Origin of the sequence: Dolichospermum sp. UHCC 0352 (assembly GCF_009711925.1) — a bacterium.
Classification (GTDB): Bacteria; Cyanobacteriota; Cyanobacteriia; order Cyanobacteriales; family Nostocaceae; genus Dolichospermum; species Dolichospermum lemmermannii.
Window position 1 is genome coordinate 1 of the sequence record NZ_VIKY01000038.1, and the last position, 868, is coordinate 868.

At 36.4% G+C, this 868-nt stretch carries 1 protein-coding gene; it reads right to left on the reverse strand.

From position 1 onward, the window contains the following. Window positions 1–109: 109 nt before the first annotated feature. The gene (locus FJR06_RS02540) at window positions 110–547 is read right to left on the reverse strand and encodes a VOC family protein (protein ID WP_051155190.1); all 438 of its coding nucleotides are present in this window, start codon (window positions 545–547) and stop codon (window positions 110–112) included. Window positions 548–868 lie beyond the last annotated feature (321 nt).

Genomic DNA, 868 nt, shown 5'->3' on the forward strand with positions numbered 1-868 from the left:
AATGCTTCGCCCGTACAGTTGTTAGTTGTCAGTAGGGGCGAAGCATTGGGAAGATAAATTATCGGTCATTGCCAAAAATAGTTCTCCAAATGCTTCGCCCGTACAGTTGTTAGTTGTCAGTTGTTAGTGGTAATAATATTTGCTTGTTCCCTGTTCCCTGTTCCCTGTTCCCTGTTCCCTCTTGATGAGATTGGTGTAAAATTAATCTGTTGCCGTCGGGGTCGTAGGCATAAATTTCTTGACCGTGGGAAGCTGTAGAAATCGCTCCGGGTGGGGTACAGCCTAAAGATGTCAGGTGAGATATAGCGGTTTCTAGATTATTCACTTCTAAACACAAACTTAGCGGACTTTGGACATAAGTGACAAATTCAGGTTCGTTTGCCGATTTGGGTTTAAAAATCCCTAATTTTAAGCCAGAAATTTGAAATTCAGCATAGATATGGGGAATTAGTTTCTTTGGTTTTTGTTCTAGTAATTGAGTATAGAAACTGACTATATTATCAAAATTAACTGTGGCTATGGTGATAATTATACTATTATATTGCATATTTATTTTTACCATAGATTTGCCCCAGGAGCGGAGTTAATTCATCACCAGATATCGCACCCAGCATAATTATTAGTTTAAATTAGTTTTTCTAAACATATTTCTTTCTTCTAGTCTTGCACAACTGTGAGCGATCTTTGACTTTTATCTAAAAAACATTATGTTTCTAGCTAAATCAAAAGCTTTGGATCATCTATAATCTCCAATTTTGACTACCATTCGCTTATATCTTGAAGCCACTGAGTTTTACACTTACCGAATATTTCTATAAGTTATTTGTATGGGATTTTGGCAAAAAAGAACATTCTCAATTATTGGGGG

Coding starts and splice junctions, on each gene's coding strand:
- FJR06_RS02540 (WP_051155190.1), bottom strand. CDS start 547: ATGCAATATAATAGTATAATTATCACCATAGCCACAGTTAATTTTGAT.